The sequence below is a fragment of the Aeromonas mytilicola subsp. aquatica genome, from assembly GCF_044336385.1.
Taxonomy (GTDB): domain Bacteria; phylum Pseudomonadota; class Gammaproteobacteria; order Enterobacterales; family Aeromonadaceae; genus Aeromonas; species Aeromonas rivipollensis.
This window is the reverse complement of record NZ_CP172298.1, coordinates 163,711-177,367: the sequence shown is the minus strand read 5'-3', so window position 1 is coordinate 177,367 and position 13,657 is coordinate 163,711. Positions and strand designations below refer to the sequence as shown.

Sequence of the window (13,657 nt, the reverse complement as noted above, 5' to 3'; positions counted from 1 at the left end):
ATCCGCATGCAGCAACAGATCCAGCGCCAGGGCATCATCTATGCCCTGTGTGCCTATACCCTTTGGGGCCTGGCGCCCATCTACTTCAAGACCATTTCCGCCGTCCCGGCCGCCGAGATCCTGACCCACCGCATGATCTGGTCCTGCGCCCTGCTGATGGTGCTGACCCTGATCGGCCGCCAGTGGCACAAGGTGCAGGTCGTGCTGCGCCAACCCAAGGTGCTGCTCACCCTGGCCTTCACCTCCATCACTGTCGGCGGCAACTGGCTGCTGTTCATCTGGGCCATCAACAACGGTCACATGCTGGATGCCAGCCTCGGCTACTACATCAACCCCCTGTTCAACGTGCTGCTCGGCATGGTGTTTCTGAGCGAGAAGCTGCGTCGCCTGCAGTGGTGGGCGGTGGGGCTGGCGGTGATAGGGGTCGCCGTCCAGCTCATCGCCTTCGGTTCCCTGCCCTGGATAGCCCTGGTGCTGGCCTCGAGCTTCGCCATCTATGGCCTGATCCGCAAGAAGCTGGCCCTGGATGCCCTCACCGGCCTGCTGATCGAGACCATGATCATGCTGCCACCGGCGGCCATCTACCTGTGGGGATTCGCCGACAGCCCCACCAGCCACCTCACGCAAAACGACTGGCACCTGAACCTGCTGCTGATCGCCGCCGGGGTCGTCACCACGGCGCCCCTGCTCTGCTTCACCGCAGCCGCCACCCGGCTCAAGCTCTCCACCCTGGGCTTCTTCCAATACATAGGCCCCAGCCTGATGTTCATCCTGGCGGTCACCCTCTACGGGGAAGCGCTGGCGCTGGACAAGATGATCACCTTCGGCTGCATCTGGAGTGCCCTGGTGCTGTTCAGCCTGGACGGGCTGCGCAGCGGCAAGCGGCGTCAGGCTGCCGGTTGAGAAGGCGGGCGCGCGGTCCCTGCAATAATCTACAAGCCAGAAGCCGGATTTCAGGTTATCAATAGGCCATGAGCGCCTCTCCATCCCGCATCCACTACTGGCAATCCCGGCTGCTGCCGGGGGTTGAACTCTCCCACTCCCATCACAGGGAGTTCAGCTATGGCCGCCACGTGCACCTGGACTATCACATAGGTCTGGTGCAGCAGGGCGGCCAGAAGTTCATCCACAAGGGCAGCAGCCACAACCTGGTGCGCGGCGAGCTCTCCACCGTCAACCCGGACGAGATGCACGACGGCCTCAGCCTGCTGCCGGAAGGGTACGAGGTGCGGGTGTTCGCCATAGCCCCCGAGCAGTTGGCCCGCTGGCTGCCAGACAAGCCGGAGCCCTTCTTCGACAAGGGGTTGCAGAGCCGCCCCGATCTCTATCAGGGCTTCGCCCGGCTGCACATGTATCTGGATCAGCCCGAGCCCGACGCTCTGCTGGCGGAGAGCCAGCTCTTGGCCCTGCTCGGCGAGCTGCTGCACCTGGCACCGGAGCGCCATGCCCTGGCGGATCCCCAGATCAGATTCCTGCGCGACTACCTGCTGGGCCAGCTGGACGGGCACCACAGCCTGGAGGATCTGGCCGCCCTGTTCGGGCTGGATCGCTTCGCCTTCCTGCGCCAGTTCAAGAAGAAGACCGGTATGACCCCCTACGCCTGGCTCAAGCGGCTGCGTCTCGAACGCGGAAAACTCCTGCTCGCCCGCGGCCTGCCGGTGAGCGAGGTGGCGCTGGCGGTCGGTTTCTTCGATCAGAGCCACTTCCACCACGGCTTCCGCCAGGCCTTCGGGCTGACCCCGGCGGACTACCGTCAGCAGATGCTCCCGGGCTGACCTACCCCACTGCAATCTTTTACAAGCCAGCCCCTGCCTCCATCCCCCATGCTGCTGCCTCATCTTTGTAGCGAGGTATGCCATGTTCACCAGCCTGTTTCTGACCATAGGTCTCATCCATCTGATCGCCCTGGCGAGCCCGGGCCCGGATTTCGCGCTGATCCTGCGCACCAGCCTGCACAGGCCCACGGCGCTCGGGGCCGCGCTTGGCATCGCCATCGCCATCCTGCTCCATGCGACCCTCAGTCTCACCGGCATCAGCCTGCTGATCGCGAGCCAGCCCTGGTTGTTCCTGGCGGTGAAGGTGGTGGGCGCCCTCTATCTGGGCTGGCTCGGCTGGGGAGCCATCAAGGCGGCGCGCCGCAGTTCTGCCACTCAGGCACTGCGGGCAGGCGGGGAGCTGCAGGGCTGGAACCGGGGACTGAGAGCCGGGATCGCCACCAACCTGCTCAACCCCAAGGCGCTGCTGTTCTTCATGGGATTGCTGGCGGCCATGGTGACGCCCCAGGTGGATGGCCTGACCCGGGGCCTGCTGATCCTGGAGCTGTTTCTGCTCTCCCTGGCCTGGTTCGGGCTGCTGGCCTGGAGCCTCTCCACCGCCCGGGCCCAGCACCTGCTAAGCCGGGTGCAGCGGCCCCTGAACCTGGTCACGGGTCTTCTGTTTGGCGCCGTCAGTCTCTCCATCCTGGTGGATCTGACAAAACCCCTGATGGCTTGAGATAGAGGTTCAGCTGACCGACCACGGCAGGTCACCGGTCTGCTGTTCGGTATCACCTGCCCAGTCTATCCATCCTGGCCGAGCTGGCCGTCGAGGCGAGTGCCTATGTCTGAGGCCTTGGCCTGGCCCTGAGAGCGAGATTACCCCAAGCAAGCTGGCATCGGACTCATTGTGGGATTAGGATGCACGCCTTCACCACAATAACGTTACGGATGTATCGGCATGACTCGACAATGGTCGCTCCCCATAGTGGCACTCGCGGGGGTAGCCTTGCTCTGGCTCGGCACCACCTTCGGCATGAAGTGGGCCCTGATGGCACTGATCGGCTTCGGTTTCGGCTTCACCCTCTCCTTCAGCCGCTTCGGCATAGTATTCGGCTGGCGCGAGATGCTGACCAGGCGCAACAGCTACTACGTGCGGGTGCACCTGCTCACCATCGCCATCGAGATCCTGCTGTTCACCGCCTTCCTCTCCTTCACTCATGCCCTCTTTGGCGATGCCATGGTGGGCAACGTCATGGCCATAGGCGTCCCCTTCATCGTCGGCGCCTTCCTGTTCGGCATCGGCATGCAACTGGCGGGGGTCTGTGCCACCGGCACCCTCTACTGCTGTGGCGAGGGGCAACCCCGCTTCTGGCTGGTGTTGATCTGCTACGGCATCGGCACCCTCATCAGCAACCAGTTTCGTCCCGAGCTGGAGGCCAGCTTCTCCAGCCAGGTGGTGCTTGCCAAGGATTTGACCGGCAATCTCTGGAGCGGCATGCTGCTCAACCTGGCCCTGGTTGCTGTGCTCTTCCTGCTGTTTCGCAAGAGTGAATTGAAGCGCACCGGTGAGGTGAAGCCCATCTTCGGCGGCGGCAACCTGTTCTGGCGCGACGGCCGCTTCACCGTGCTGACCGGCGGCATCCTCATCGCCCTGCTCAACTCCGCCGTGGTGGCCCTGCACGGTTCGGCCTGGACCATCACGGGGGCCGTCTATGACATGGCGCTGCGCGGCGCCTCCTTGTTCGGCCTGTTCGAGGGCAACCCCAAGCTGGCCCAGCCACTCTTCATCAATCCCATGGTCGGCATGTTCTGGCTGGGGATCCTGGGAGCCGCGCTGGCCCGTTGCCTGAGCGGCGGCGGCAATCACACCCCGATCCGCATAGGCAACAGTCTGGCGGCCATCATTGGCGGTCTGCTGATGGGGATGGGGGCCATGTACAGCGCCTGCAACCTGGGCGGCTTCTTCGACGGCACGGCGTCGGGCAGCCTGCACGGCTGGGTCTGGATGCTGATGGCCCTGGCGGGCAGCATCATTGGCATACGCCTGCGGCCGCTGTTCAAACTCTGATGCAGTAGCGGGATGGCGCTATCCGGCGCCATCCCGCTCTTCTTCGCCAGGCGGGGTGCCCCGCCCGGCCCTCTCTCAGCCCAGCGCCCTTATCAGCAGCAGGATCGCGAAGCCGGTGAACATCACGGCAGACAGCCGGTTGATGCCCCTGGCGAAGCGCTCGCCATAGCCCTGCAAGCCCACCCAGCGAAACACCAGGCAGTAGCCGCCGTGCACCACCAGCACCACGGCGCTGAAGGTCAGCGCCAGCAGCAGGCACTGGCCCAGCGCCCCCTGGCGAAAGTCGATGAACTGGGGGAACAGGCTGGTGAAGAAGATGATCGCCTTGGGGTTGAGCAGGCTGATGAGCGCCCCCTTGACGAAGCTGCGCCAGCAATCCCTATCCGAGCTTTTGCCCATCACAGGGCTCACCGCGCGCTGACGCCAGGAGTTCACCCCAAGATAGAGCAGATAGAGGGCGCCCCCCAGGGTGAGGATCTGCTGGCCCCCGGCCAGCCAGTGGGTAAACCAGATCACCGCCAGCGAGGCCAGGGTCGCCACCATCAATATCCCCACCGCCACCCCGACAAAGCCGGCGATGGCGTGGCGGCTTCCCCGGGTCAGGGTGTTGCCTATGGTGTAGATCACCGCCGGCCCGGGACTGAGTACAGTCCCCAGGGCGAGCAACAGGTAGAGGGCGTAATAATCGAGACTCATCGCAGGGCATTTCCCGGTCGGTTGGATGCCGCCCAGTATATTGACAGCCGCTTCGCCAGCCAGACATAGTGGCGCTCGGCTTTATAAACCAGGAGTTTAGAGTGGACCGTCTGACCGCCATCGAGATCTTCGTCGAGGTCGCCCGCGCGGGCAGCTTCAGTGCCGTGGCGGACCGCTTCGAGATGACACCGGCCATGATCGGCAAGTACATCAAATGGCTGGAGGCCAGGGTCGGCTCCCGTCTGCTCAACCGCAACACCCGCTGCCAGAGCCTGACCGAGGCGGGCAGGGAATACCTCGGCGGTTGCCAGAGCCTGCTGCAACACTACAGGGCGCTGGAGCAGAATACCCAGGCCCACACCGGCCAGGCGGCGGGCAAGATCCGCATCAATGCCCCCATCACCTTCGGCAGCTATCGGCTGACCCCCTTGCTGTGCCGCTTCATGGCGCAGTATCCGCAGATCCGCATCGAGCTGGATCTCTGTGATCGGCTGGTCGACGTGATTGGCGATGGCTTCGACCTCATCTTCCGGGTCGGCCCCCCCAAGGATGCCGCCTACATAGCCCGTCCGCTGGCCCACTCGGCCTCGGTGTTCTGCGCCTCCCCGCGCTACCTGCAACGGCACGGCACCCCGCAGGAACTCGCGGATCTGGCCCGTCACCACTGCCTGGGCTTCGCCCCCTGGCTGACCCAGTCGAGCCTGGCCACTGAGTTTCCCCTCGAGCAGTTGCACCTGTGGGACAGCCCCTTCATCAGCAACCATGGCAGCGCCCTCAAGGTGGCGGCGCTGAATCATGCGGGCATAGTGCTGCAACCGCGGACCCTGCTGAGCCAGGAGCTGGCCAGCGGCGCCCTGCTGGAAATACTGCCGGATGCCCTGCCCGCCCCGCGCCCGGTCAACATGCTTTATCCGGCGAGAGAGCCCATGCCGCTAAGGCTGCGGCTGCTGATCGACTACCTCAGCGAGCATCGCCAGGCGCTGGACATGCCGGCGTGACACGGCGCCGTCCGGCTCACTCCCCCCGTTGTTTCACCTTGCGCAGGTAGAGGTACCCCTCCCCCGGGCTGCCCCAGCGCTGGCGGGCGCCGTTGTCATAGGCCCTGTCCAGCAGCCTGACGCTGTTGGGGCCTATCCAGAGGTACTGCACCAGGGTAGTAGCGCCGCCAAAATCGGTGGCACAGCTGCCGACCTTGCTGTGGCCCGCGTACTCTCCGCTGGCCTGGCGGGTCAGCCAGATCTCGCAGCCCTGGCGCAGGGAGAGTTGTTGCGGGGTGAGGGAGTCGAGCAGCTCGGGCTGGCGCCAGGCGCCGGCGAAATCGGTGGCCCTCGGCATGGTCAGCTCGGCCATCAGGATGCGACCATCGGGCAGCGGGGAGAAACGGTAGATGCGCTGACGGAACGGGCGCACCGCCCGCTCGGTCAGGAACTGCTCGGCATAGACCCAGCGAAAGGGGCCTTCCCCGGGCCAGATCTCCACCAGTCGCAGCTCGGCACTGGTGAAACGCGGGTCGTAACCGGCCTGCTCCTGGCTGGAGAACTCGCCGGTGAACCAGGAGAGCAGCGGCTCCATCTTCCCCTCCACCGGTGACGGACTGGCCACGAAGGGAACGGGGTTGGCCCACACCAGGCAGGCGTAAAACAACCCCAGCAGGGCCACCATCGGCTTTGTCATCGAATCCTTCCGAGTCGCTTGCATGGCGGCGATTATATGAGCGAACGGCGGCAATAACCTCTACCTTGATCAACTCCTCGCCAATCCGCTGAAAAATCACTGCGTTAGCGAAGAAGTACGACGCAGGACAGGGATCATGACAGCAGCAGGGGCCATCCGCTGCGCCAGGCTTGACGGCACCTGACTGGCGCACCGGGTCTCCTTGATCTTGCCGTGGGCCGCTTCCATGCTCATGTCTCAACGTCCATCCAGAGACAGCCCCATGAACCCACCCCGTTTTTCCCCCATAGACCCCATCTCCCGCTACTCGGAGATCCTGTTCGGCCTGCTGATGGTGCTCACCTTCACAGGGTGCTTCAACGCGCTCGAGGCGGGGCGCGCCGAGATCAGGGATCTGCTGATCGCCGGCATCGGCTGCAACATCGCCTGGGGCATGATAGATGCCATCGTCTACCTCATCACCACCCTGACCGAACGAAGCCGGGCCCTGCGGTTGTTGCAGCAGTTGCGCCTGCTGACACCCGGTGACGAGAGGGGAATAGCGGCGCTGCGAGACGCCCTGCCCGGCCCGCTGGCGGCGATCTGCCGCGACCCTGAACTCAGAGAGTGGCAGGTGCGTCTGCAACAGCGCCCCGAGCTGAGTCAGGGGGGCGTCTGGCGCTGGAATGATCTGCTCAACAGCCTGGGGGTCTTCCTCATGGTGTTTCTCTCCACCTTCCCCGTGTTGCTGCCCTTCATCTTCATGCAGGATCCCGTGCCGGCCCTGCGTCTCTCCCACGCCATCGCCCTGCTGATGCTGATGGGGATTGGTTACGGACTCGCCCGCTATGCAGGTTCCCCCCGCCCCCTGCTGATCGGCGTGCTCTTCGCCGCCGCAGGCGTCGCCATAGTACTGGCCACCATAGCCCTCGGCGGCTGAGGGAAAGCCCGGCCAGCGGCCAACTCCGGCGTGGGAGACTATTCTTGCTGCGGACCAACCGAGGAGGGCTCCCCCATGACGACTGGAACTGTGACACTGCACCGCGTACTCAAGGCCCCGCCGATGCGGGTATACAGAGCCTTTATCGAGGCGGACGCCCTGGCCAAGTGGCTGCCGCCCCATGGCTTCACCTGCCGGGTGGAGCATCTGGAGGCCAGCGTCGGCGGCACCTTCAGGATGGCGTTCTTCCATTTCGGCAGCGGCCACAGCCATGCCTTCGGTGGTGAATATCTCGAGCTGGAGCCGGGCAAGCGCATCCGCTACACCGACAGTTTCGACGACCCCAAGCTGCCCGGTGAGATGCGGGTCACCATCACCCTCACCCAGGTGCTGTGCGGCACCGAACTGGCCATAGAGCAGGCCGGCATACCCGCGCTCATCCCGGTCGAGATGTGCTACCTCGGCTGGCAGGAGTCCCTGACCCAGCTCGCCGCCCTGGTGGAGCCCGAGATCCCGAGCGAATAAGCCGATGCCATCCCGGGAATGCCGGGGCCCAAAAAGCAGAGAGCCTGCCGGATGGCAGGCTCTTTTCATTCCGGCAGGGCAGCGGCTTACAACCTATCCCAATAGGCGTCATTGTCGAAGGCAGTTTGGACACAGCCAGCGCGCAGAAACCGGAGCGTACTGGAGTACGTGAGGATTTCGAGCACTGCCTGGGTTCAAAATGGCGAGTTAAATAGCCTGATGGGATGGGTTCTTATTGCAGGTTCAGGCCACCCAGGTAGTCCTTCTTGCCGAGATCGACCCCGGCCTGGCGCAGCAGGGCATAGGTCATGGTCAGGTGGAAGTAGAAGTTGGGGATGCCGTACTCATGCACGCAGCTGTGGCCGTCCATCCCCTTGCCACCCGCCCAGTAGGGGTAGTAGTGGCCGCTCGCATACTGGCTGAAGTCGGCGTCCAGCTTGCTCTGCAGATAGGCGATGGTCTTGGCTACATGAGCGCGCAGATCCGCCATGGTTTTGGGATCATCCCCCAGCACCGGCGGCTCGCTCAGGCTGGCGGTGGCCACCAGGGCGCGGGCGCTGTCGCAGCAGATCAGCACCTGTTTGCTCAACGGCAGCATGTCGACGATGAGGCGCTCATTGAAGAAGTTTTCCACATTGAACTTCTTCGCCGCGGCATGGGCCTCGGCCTTGGCCAGACACTGGTCCAGGTTGGTCAGCATCTTGATGAACTGGGCGGCAATTTCACGATTCATAATGGGATCCCGGTTGGTTGAAGGCAGTTAAACGAGCGGCACCACTATAACCCATCCCTTTTCCGGTTCGAGCCTGTGGCAATGAAAAGCGGAGGCGACCCGCGTGCCCTGCGACAGGCAATGGCGGCCTCGGCGAGGCTCCCTTGCCAGCGCGCCCGGCTTGCCCGTCACCCTGAGTCCCTCTTTCCCCTTTTTTTGATCTGTGACAGGCATCTCGTTTTTTCGGAGGCGTAGTCTGGGCCCGTTGTCCCCGGCACGGGCCGGGGCCCACACCCGAAAAGGAGAATGCCATGAAGATCTACGATAGAAACCGCAATGTGCTGACCCTGGGCCAGCGCGTCATGATTGCTGCCACCGGCGCGGTCGACACCCTGAAGGAGGCTCACACCGACAACCTGACCCCCTATGAGGCGGAGCATGAGAAGTGCGTGCTGCTGGCAAACACCCAAGAGCGTTATGCGCCCATAGAGTTGATTAGACTAGGCTGATCCCCTTCCCCGTCACCCTACTCTTTACAATTCACCCGGCCGCCGCGCCCCAGCTGACGGCCGGGTTTCTGACTCCCAGCTTTTCCTATCCCCAAGATGTCGCCCGCCACCGGACGGCACAAGTCACTTGCATAATGGAAGTAAGGGCCGTATGGTTACTTCCATTATGCAAGTAACCTGATGACCCCAGATGCGCAAGAAGAGTCTGAGTGAACAGCAGTGCCCCATCGCCCGCAGCCTGGATCATGTCGGCGAGTGGTGGAGCCTGCTGATTATCCGCGATGCCATGCATGGCCTGTCGCGCTTCGATGAATTTCAAAAGAGCCTTGGCATCTCCCCCAACATACTGACCCGGCGCCTGACCGCCCTGGTCGAGGGGGGCCTGATGGAGAAGCGGCTCTACTCCGAGCGCCCCCCTCGCTATCAATATGCGCTCACCCCCCGCGGCCAGGATCTCAGCGCCGTGCTGATCGCGCTGCTCACCTGGGGCAATAACCACCTGGCGCCCGAGGGGGCCAGCATCCAGCTGAGGGATACCCAGACGGGCGAACTGGTCGAGCCCATGCTGGTGGACAGGCGCACGGGTCAGGAGATTTCACCCTTGCGCCACACCCTGGTGCCAGGACCGGCCGCCAGTGACGGCATGAAGCAGCGTCTTCGCCATGCCAATGGCGTGATGAGCGGCGATAACCCTTCGAAACAGGAATCAGAATCATGAGCTCAACTCGCATCGTGGTGACAGGAATGGGAGCAGTGACCCCGCTTGGATATGGGGTGGAAACAGTGTGGCAGCGGCTGCTGGCGGGCCAGTCCGGCTTGCGCCACCTGCCGGAGGCCTTCACCGAAGGGCTGGCCGCCAAGGTGGGCGCCATGGTGCCCTCCCTGGCAGAAGATCCCCTGGCCGGATTTAACCCGGATGCAGCGGTGCCGATCAAGGAGCAGAAGAAGATGGATCGCTTCATCCTGTTTGCCATTGCCGCGGCCAAGGAGGCCCTGCTGCAAGCCAACTGGGCCCCCAGGACGGCGGCGGAGCAGGAGCGAACCGCCACCATCATCGCCTCGGGCATCGGCGGCTTCCCCGCCATCGTCGATGCGGTGCGCACCACGGATGAGCGGGGACCGCGCCGCTTGTCCCCCTTCACCATCCCCTCCTTTCTGGTCAACATGGCGGCGGGCCATGTCTCCATCAACTTCGGCTTCAAAGGGCCGCTCGGGGCACCGGTCACGGCCTGCGCCGCCGGGGTGCAGGCCATTGGCGACGCCGCCCGGCTCATTCGCTGCGGTGAGGCCGACATCGCCATCTGTGGCGGGGCCGAAGCCACCATTGACCGCGTCAGTCTGGGCGGGTTTGCCGCTGCTCGCGCGCTGTCCTCAGCCTATGCCGATGACCCCGAAGCGGCCTCCCGCCCCTTCGATGTCGACCGCGATGGGTTTGTCATGGGCGAAGGGGCCGGGATCCTGGTGATTGAATCCCTGGAACACGCCCTGGCCCGGGGCGCCCCCCCCATAGTGGAGCTGGTGGGCTATGGCACCAGTGCCGACGCCTATCACCTCACCGCCGGTCCCGAAGATGGCGACGGCGCACGCCGCGCCATGATGGCGGCCCTGGCTCAGGCCGGCATTCAGGCGGCGGATGTCCAGCACCTCAATGCCCATGCCACCTCGACTCCGGTGGGTGACAGGGGGGAGCTGGCCGCCATCAAACGCGTATTTGGGGATGACAACCAGATTGCGGTGACCTCCACCAAGTCTGCCACCGGCCATCTGCTGGGCGCCGCCGGGGGCATAGAGGCCATCTTCACCGCCCTGGCCATTCGCGATCAGCGGGTGCCTGCCACCCGCAACCTGCAACAGCCCGACCCCCTCGCCGACGGCGTGGACATAGTACGGGGCGCAGCCCGTGACATGCGGATAGAGCACGCCATCTCCAACGGCTTCGGCTTTGGCGGCGTGAATGCCAGCGTGCTGTTCAAGCGCTGGCAGGGGGCCTGAGCTCGCCGACATCATCATCCTGGGACACCCAGACTTCCTGCCATAAAAAGACCCAAACTGAAGGCTCAGTTTGGGTCAGGTTGCGAGTCGGTTGACTAGCAGAGGGTCATTTTTTGCTGCTGATGTCGTCCAGGATCAGCAACTCAGGATCCACGCCACCGACACTGTCAGACAGGGCTGCGGCTGTCAGCACCTGGCCATTGGCCAGGGTGACCGGCAGGGGACCTATGACTGGGGTCTTGTCACCCGAGGCCGTGACGGTGACATGGTAATCCCCGGCGGCAATGGCAAGATAGCCGCTGTCTGCCTTGAAGGGCACGGCCTTGAGCGCCGGTGACGCGCTGCTGATGTCTGTGCCCGCAGTCAGATAGATGTCGACCGCCGGTGCCGTGGGGGCAGCATGGAGCACCCGCAGTTGGGCCTCGGTAGCAACCACCCGTCCGGTATCCATCAGCAACAGCGGCTCTATGGTTTCACCCGAGGGGTCCAGCAACTGGCCCACGGCAAACAGGGAGTAGCGAACCCCCGCCTTGAGCGGCACGTCGCTGGCACTGATCACCTCAGGGGTGGCGGCTCCGGTTGGCGTGACCACAAAGTCATAATCGGCGGCGGCCAGCCCCAGATACCCGGTGTTCCCCTTGAAGGCCAATCCTTGCAGCGGGGCCGCTGTCGGGGCAACGCCATTCACCCAGATGTCGACGGCAGGGGCATCGGCAACCGCATGGACCACTCTCAACTGAGCCTCTTCATCGACAGACAGGATGGGGGTTGCGCCAGCATCGCCGATGGCGAGCAACTGCACCGGACTTGGCCCCGCACCCAGGTTGTCTATTGCTGCGATCAGCAGGTCAGCCCCGGCGTTGAGCGTCTGCGGGCCAGAGTCATAAACCACATCTACCGTACCCGGCAAGGTCAGCCTGATCTGGTATTCGCCTGCCGGCAGGGTGAGGGGGTCGCTGTAGGTCTTGAACGGAATATTGGCCAGCGTCGGGCTGCTCAGGGCGGCCCCCGGCGCGGTGACATGGATGTCGACCGCCGGTGCACCCGGTGCGGCATGCAGCACCTGCACACGAATATCACCTCCTGTGGGCGCCTGGTTCGGCCGCTCAATCACCAGGGGACCAAAGGCGGTATCACCGCTGCCAGCCAGTTTGCCGACGGCCAGCACGTCGTACTGAGTGTCGGGTTTCAGCTCGAGAGTCACAGGGCCTATGACAGTCGTCGTCGTCCCCCCTGGCAAGATGCCGTCGACCGCGACTTCGTGACTGCCAGCCGCAACCGGCTTGAGCCCGCTGCTGCTGCCATAGTCAACGGCCGTCAGGAAAGCCGCACCATCGACCCTCACATCAACCTTGGGGGCATCAGGGGCCAGATGGCTGATCCTGATGGTGGCATTGGGCGGGCTGCTGTCATTATCACTCCCCCCACAGGCTGCCAGGGTTAATCCCATGGCAATGGCTGCACAACGCTGAAACCATTTCATTTGATCAATCTCCATTTGGTAAGTGGCCAGAGTGATATGACTGTCCCGAACGATTGGATCACAGCGCTCTGTGTGATGGCGGTTGACGAGATGAAAGGAAGGATGGGCGTTGGCATTCCAGGGTCAGCAGCGACACCGGGGAAGGCGGCGTGAATGCCGGCGAGTGGTTCAGGGGGGGCTGATCTCGCAGGCGGGTGAACATCATCATGCTGGCCGCCCGGGCGGCGAACCCCCGGCCCGGGCGTTCGCCGACTTTTTTCATCTTGGGACACCCAGCCTCCCCCAGGGGGATCCCCGCTCACTTGAATTTCGACTGGGCCTCCGCCAGACCGCTTTTCAGATCGTGCCACATCTGATCGGCGGTCAGCTTGACCTGATCCCAGGACTCGCCGCTCTCCCTGCCGAGCACCTCCATGCTGTCGGAGGCGGCATGCTGCCTGGCACGCAGGGCCTGAAGCTCCTTGGTCCCCTTGACCCTGAGGTCAGCCGAGAGGGTCTCCAGCTTGGCTTCCAGCAAATTGATCTGGCAGCCCCACTCCTTGAGCTGGGCGCTCATTCTTTCCCGGTAGGCTTGGTGCATTTCCATCTTGTGCTCCTTGAGCAAGCGACCCTATTGGGTCGCGGTGAGGGTCAGCTGATTGACGACATTCTCGACGCCATCCACCGCCATCGCGATCGCGCTGGCCTTGTCGCTGTTGGCTTGCGAATCGGCCGTCCCGGTCAGGGTGACGACACCGCCGACGGTGTCGACGCTGATCTGCAGTGATCTCAGGCCGGGCTCGCCGAAGAGCTTGGTCTTCACCTTGGTGGTGACTTCGGTGTCTGCCCAGGCCTGGGCGCTCTCGGCACCTTGCTGGCTCACCTTGTCTTCATACTTGTCGAGGGTGGCATCGACCTTCTTGCCAGTCTCGCTGGCCGCATCATCTATGCTCTTGCCGGCCTGTTCCGCCGACCCCGGTTTGTCGCATCCGCTCAGCCCCAAGGTGCAGAGCAGCGAGATGGCGACGAGGGTTAGGTTGCTGTGTGGCATCTGTTGATTTCTCCGAAGTGAACTTGGCTAGATCTTGCCGAGCAAGACCAGGATGAGCAGTACTGTCAGTACCAGTCCGATGGCGCCGCTTGGCGCGTAACCCCAACCCTGGCTGTGTGGCCAGCGGGGAATGGCGCCGATCAGTAACAGGACAAGCACGATCAGCAGAACGGTTCCAATGGTCATGGCTTTCTCCTAAAGGTTGCATCTGGGCGACATAAACGACCCATCTGATAGTGCGACCCGTCCACAGGCCCGGTCTGTACGCAAACACACAGACGGGGGAGATATA

Annotated in this window: 17 protein-coding genes; 10 read left to right on the top strand and 7 right to left on the bottom strand. The window is 63.7% G+C overall.

Going from position 1 to position 13,657, the window contains the following annotated elements:
• Nucleotides 1-6 precede the first annotated feature (6 nt).
• The 4 genes from rarD to ACFWHB_RS00820 all read left to right on the top strand — a co-directional run bounded on the left by rarD (nt 7) and on the right by ACFWHB_RS00820 (nt 3,825).
• Nucleotides 7-903 (top strand): EamA family transporter RarD, encoded by an 897-nt coding sequence (gene rarD, locus ACFWHB_RS00835; protein WP_106885279.1) that lies wholly within the window; start codon nt 7-9, stop codon nt 901-903.
• A gap of 68 nt (nt 904-971) precedes the next feature.
• On the top strand, nt 972-1,775 hold the full coding sequence (locus tag ACFWHB_RS00830) for an AraC family transcriptional regulator (RefSeq protein WP_025325321.1): 804 nt from the start codon (nt 972-974) through the stop codon (nt 1,773-1,775).
• 82 nt (nt 1,776-1,857) lie between these two features.
• Entirely contained in the window at nt 1,858-2,493 is a 636-nt protein-coding gene (locus tag ACFWHB_RS00825) for a LysE family translocator (protein ID WP_289986710.1), read from the top strand.
• A gap of 222 nt (nt 2,494-2,715) precedes the next feature.
• Nucleotides 2,716-3,825: a YeeE/YedE thiosulfate transporter family protein gene (locus ACFWHB_RS00820; protein ID WP_395949287.1), complete on the top strand. Its 1,110-nt coding sequence runs from the start codon at nt 2,716-2,718 to the stop codon at nt 3,823-3,825.
• Nucleotides 3,826-3,900: 75 nt separating this feature from the next.
• Here ACFWHB_RS00820 and ACFWHB_RS00815 read toward each other — a convergent pair whose 3' ends face one another.
• Nucleotides 3,901-4,521: a LysE family translocator gene (locus ACFWHB_RS00815; RefSeq protein ID WP_106885282.1), complete on the bottom strand. Its 621-nt coding sequence runs from the start codon at nt 4,519-4,521 to the stop codon at nt 3,901-3,903.
• Between the two features lie 101 nt (nt 4,522-4,622).
• Between ACFWHB_RS00815 and ACFWHB_RS00810 the strand changes: the two genes are divergently transcribed.
• Complete coding sequence (locus ACFWHB_RS00810; protein ID WP_395949286.1) at nt 4,623-5,519, top strand: LysR substrate-binding domain-containing protein; 897 nt, start codon at nt 4,623-4,625, stop codon at nt 5,517-5,519.
• 16 nt (nt 5,520-5,535) lie between these two features.
• Here ACFWHB_RS00810 and ACFWHB_RS00805 read toward each other — a convergent pair whose 3' ends face one another.
• On the bottom strand, nt 5,536-6,195 hold the full coding sequence (locus ACFWHB_RS00805; protein ID WP_205597065.1) for a chromophore lyase CpcT/CpeT: 660 nt from the start codon (nt 6,193-6,195) through the stop codon (nt 5,536-5,538).
• Between the two features lie 262 nt (nt 6,196-6,457).
• Here ACFWHB_RS00805 and ACFWHB_RS00800 point away from each other — a divergent pair, with 262 nt between their 5' ends.
• Nucleotides 6,458-7,114 carry a hypothetical protein gene (locus tag ACFWHB_RS00800; protein ID WP_395949285.1) on the top strand — a complete coding sequence of 219 codons (657 nt, stop codon included), beginning with the start codon at nt 6,458-6,460 and terminating at the stop codon, nt 7,112-7,114.
• A gap of 75 nt (nt 7,115-7,189) precedes the next feature.
• Nucleotides 7,190-7,639, top strand: coding sequence for an SRPBCC family protein (locus ACFWHB_RS00795; RefSeq protein WP_106885285.1), 450 nt, complete (start codon nt 7,190-7,192; stop codon nt 7,637-7,639).
• Nucleotides 7,640-7,871: 232 nt separating this feature from the next.
• On the opposite strand, the gene ACFWHB_RS00790 is transcribed toward ACFWHB_RS00795, so the two are convergent.
• A complete protein-coding gene (locus tag ACFWHB_RS00790; protein WP_106885286.1) occupies nt 7,872-8,372 on the bottom strand; it encodes a DUF1993 domain-containing protein in 501 nt (166 codons plus the stop codon).
• A 290-nt stretch (nt 8,373-8,662) separates the two neighbouring features.
• On the opposite strand from ACFWHB_RS00790, the gene ydfZ reads away from it, so the two are divergent.
• The 3 genes from ydfZ to fabF all read left to right on the top strand — a co-directional run bounded on the left by ydfZ (nt 8,663) and on the right by fabF (nt 10,852).
• On the top strand, nt 8,663-8,860 hold the full coding sequence (gene ydfZ / locus ACFWHB_RS00785; protein ID WP_106885287.1) for a putative selenium delivery protein YdfZ: 198 nt from the start codon (nt 8,663-8,665) through the stop codon (nt 8,858-8,860).
• A gap of 190 nt (nt 8,861-9,050) precedes the next feature.
• Nucleotides 9,051-9,578 carry a winged helix-turn-helix transcriptional regulator gene (locus ACFWHB_RS00780; protein WP_213345215.1) on the top strand — a complete coding sequence of 176 codons (528 nt, stop codon included), beginning with the start codon at nt 9,051-9,053 and terminating at the stop codon, nt 9,576-9,578.
• Nucleotides 9,575-10,852: a beta-ketoacyl-ACP synthase II gene (gene fabF, locus ACFWHB_RS00775; protein ID WP_395949284.1), complete on the top strand. Its 1,278-nt coding sequence runs from the start codon at nt 9,575-9,577 to the stop codon at nt 10,850-10,852. The genes ACFWHB_RS00780 and fabF overlap by 4 nt, the downstream gene beginning before the upstream one ends.
• Before the next feature lie 106 nt (nt 10,853-10,958).
• Here the strand turns inward: fabF and ACFWHB_RS00770 are convergent, their stop codons facing one another.
• From ACFWHB_RS00770 to ACFWHB_RS00755, 4 genes are all read right to left on the bottom strand, one after another.
• A complete protein-coding gene (locus ACFWHB_RS00770; protein WP_395949283.1) occupies nt 10,959-12,335 on the bottom strand; it encodes a DUF4397 domain-containing protein in 1,377 nt (458 codons plus the stop codon).
• 298 nt (nt 12,336-12,633) lie between these two features.
• Nucleotides 12,634-12,921: a hypothetical protein gene (locus ACFWHB_RS00765; protein WP_395949282.1), complete on the bottom strand. Its 288-nt coding sequence runs from the start codon at nt 12,919-12,921 to the stop codon at nt 12,634-12,636.
• 24 nt (nt 12,922-12,945) lie between these two features.
• The gene (locus tag ACFWHB_RS00760) at nt 12,946-13,365 is read right to left on the bottom strand and encodes a BON domain-containing protein (protein ID WP_106885291.1); all 420 of its coding nucleotides are present in this window, start codon (nt 13,363-13,365) and stop codon (nt 12,946-12,948) included.
• Between the two features lie 27 nt (nt 13,366-13,392).
• Nucleotides 13,393-13,551, bottom strand: coding sequence for a DUF3309 family protein (locus ACFWHB_RS00755; RefSeq protein ID WP_163148960.1), 159 nt, complete (start codon nt 13,549-13,551; stop codon nt 13,393-13,395).
• Between the last annotated feature and the right edge of the window lie 106 nt (nt 13,552-13,657).

Coding starts and splice junctions, on each gene's coding strand:
- ydfZ (WP_106885287.1), top strand. CDS start 8,663: ATGAAGATCTACGATAGAAACCGCAATGTGCTGACCCTGGGCCAGCGC.
- ACFWHB_RS00830 (WP_025325321.1), top strand. CDS start 972: ATGAGCGCCTCTCCATCCCGCATCCACTACTGGCAATCCCGGCTGCTG.
- ACFWHB_RS00805 (WP_205597065.1), bottom strand. CDS start 6,195: ATGACAAAGCCGATGGTGGCCCTGCTGGGGTTGTTTTACGCCTGCCTG.
- rarD (WP_106885279.1), top strand. CDS start 7: ATGCAGCAACAGATCCAGCGCCAGGGCATCATCTATGCCCTGTGTGCC.
- ACFWHB_RS00800 (WP_395949285.1), top strand. CDS start 6,458: ATGAACCCACCCCGTTTTTCCCCCATAGACCCCATCTCCCGCTACTCG.
- ACFWHB_RS00825 (WP_289986710.1), top strand. CDS start 1,858: ATGTTCACCAGCCTGTTTCTGACCATAGGTCTCATCCATCTGATCGCC.
- ACFWHB_RS00770 (WP_395949283.1), bottom strand. CDS start 12,335: ATGAAATGGTTTCAGCGTTGTGCAGCCATTGCCATGGGATTAACCCTG.
- ACFWHB_RS00760 (WP_106885291.1), bottom strand. CDS start 13,365: ATGCCACACAGCAACCTAACCCTCGTCGCCATCTCGCTGCTCTGCACC.
- ACFWHB_RS00795 (WP_106885285.1), top strand. CDS start 7,190: ATGACGACTGGAACTGTGACACTGCACCGCGTACTCAAGGCCCCGCCG.
- ACFWHB_RS00780 (WP_213345215.1), top strand. CDS start 9,051: ATGCGCAAGAAGAGTCTGAGTGAACAGCAGTGCCCCATCGCCCGCAGC.
- fabF (WP_395949284.1), top strand. CDS start 9,575: ATGAGCTCAACTCGCATCGTGGTGACAGGAATGGGAGCAGTGACCCCG.
- ACFWHB_RS00815 (WP_106885282.1), bottom strand. CDS start 4,521: ATGAGTCTCGATTATTACGCCCTCTACCTGTTGCTCGCCCTGGGGACT.
- ACFWHB_RS00765 (WP_395949282.1), bottom strand. CDS start 12,921: ATGGAAATGCACCAAGCCTACCGGGAAAGAATGAGCGCCCAGCTCAAG.
- ACFWHB_RS00790 (WP_106885286.1), bottom strand. CDS start 8,372: ATGAATCGTGAAATTGCCGCCCAGTTCATCAAGATGCTGACCAACCTG.
- ACFWHB_RS00820 (WP_395949287.1), top strand. CDS start 2,716: ATGACTCGACAATGGTCGCTCCCCATAGTGGCACTCGCGGGGGTAGCC.
- ACFWHB_RS00755 (WP_163148960.1), bottom strand. CDS start 13,551: ATGACCATTGGAACCGTTCTGCTGATCGTGCTTGTCCTGTTACTGATC.